This is a genomic window from Mesorhizobium sp. M2C.T.Ca.TU.002.02.1.1 (assembly GCF_003997225.1).
In genome coordinates this window covers 1-1,638 of sequence record NZ_RZTO01001096.1, presented here as the reverse complement: position 1 = coordinate 1,638, position 1,638 = coordinate 1, and the positions used below count along the sequence as shown (strand labels likewise).

Here is a 1,638-nt window from a genome sequence, read left to right as displayed (position 1 = left end):
ATCAGCACGGACAGCACGGTGACGATGATCGGCGCGGCATAATAGATGGTGGTGAGCTCGGCAAGCTGCAGCGAGCGGGCGGCGTTGTAGTAGCAAAGCCAGGCGGCGAGCGTGAAGGCGCTGCGCACCAGCATCGGCTTGACGATTGGCGAGTCGATCGTGTCGGCGAACAGCCGTTTGCCGCCGATCGCGCCGCAGGCGACGAGCACGGTGATCGAGCGGACAAACATGATCTGCCAGACCGTCATGCCGACGACCAGAAGCTTGATCGAGGCATCCTGCGCCGAAAACAGGAAATAGGCGGCGGCCGTGAACAGGATGCCGGCCAGCACCCTTTCGCGGCTTTCGAGGACGACGACTTCGGCCATGCGGTTTCAGCGTGCTTGCGTGAGGCGGTTCCGCCCCAGTCGGGACCGTTGCTCCAGCTATACGGGCGAAAGCTTGCACGGCGCTGCTCCAGCGCGGCACTTGCGTTGGCGCAGGTCGTTTGCCGGGGGCGGTCGAGGATTACTGCGTCGCCTGGAAGAGCTCCGAAGCGGCATCCTTCAGCGCTCGCCGCCCGTCCGGCCTCAGATACATCATATGGCCGCCCTCGACGACGTCGAGGCGGATCGGCTTGGCGTCTGATAGCGAAGGAACCTGGTTCACCAGATAGCGCGAGGCGAGATAGGGCGTGACGAGGTCGGTATAGCCGTTGACGATAACGACACCGAGGGCAGGGTTGAGCGAGCGTGCCCGCTGCAGGTCGTTCATCACGCCGGCATAGCCCTGGCCCGATGTGCCGTAATCCCAGTTGCGGCTGATGTCGCCATTGAGCAGCCGGTAGCTGACATCGGTGCGGTAGTTCAGCTCGTCGCGAGCGTAGGCAACGAAGGCGGAGGTCAGCACCGGAACGCTGCGGTCGAGCACCGGATCGGGTCCGGCGTCATGCGTGCTTTGCGGTGCGATGTCGGCGGTGCCGATGGTGGCGTCATAGGGGCTGAGCACCTTGCCCGTGGCGCGCTGGAATTCCTTGGCGAAAAGCCCGGTGGGGATGCGGGCGAAATTGCGCTGGACGAGGTCGAGCGGCAGGCCGGTGATCTCCGAAACGCGACCGCTGGCCAGCTTTCCGCCTTGCTCCAGCCCGCTGTTCAGCGCCGTCAGGTAATCGCCGAGCGCGTAATGCTCGACCTCGGCCAGCCTGTCGCGCAGCGCGTCGCCGCTCACGCCATCGCCCTTGAGCCGTGTCGCCGCCAGCGAAGGCAGCTCGAGCGCCCAGTGCAACTGGTCGAACTGGTCCGGTCGCACCAGCATGAACTCCAGCGCCGGCGAGATCAAAATGATGCCGCTGGGGCTCAGGCCCACATCCTCCTGCAACGTGCGGGCAAGAAGTGCTGCGCGAAAGCCGCCATAGCTTTCGCCGGCGAGGAACAGCGGCGATCCGGTGCGGCCGTTCTGGGCCAGATAGAGCCGGATGAAGGCGCCGACCGAGCTGGCGTCGGCGTCGACGCTCCAGAATTCCTTCGGCTCGTGCCCCGGCGCTTCGCGGCTGTAACCGGTGCCGACCGGATCGACGAAGACGAGATCGCTCATGTCGAGCCAACTGTCGGGATTGTCGATGAGCTTTTGCGGCGGCCGCCGGGATTCTCCGTCGGCGGC

At 65.4% G+C, this 1,638-nt stretch carries 1 protein-coding gene and 1 pseudogene; both read right to left on the bottom strand.

What is annotated here, in order from left to right:
- A pseudogene (locus EOD07_RS33715) lies at window positions 1-368 on the bottom strand (EamA/RhaT family transporter); the annotation flags it as partial.
- Between the two features lie 139 nt (window positions 369-507).
- Window positions 508-1,638, bottom strand: a 1,131-nt coding sequence (locus EOD07_RS33710; RefSeq protein ID WP_127238287.1) for a peptidase S10, incomplete at its 5' end; no start/stop codon positions are given.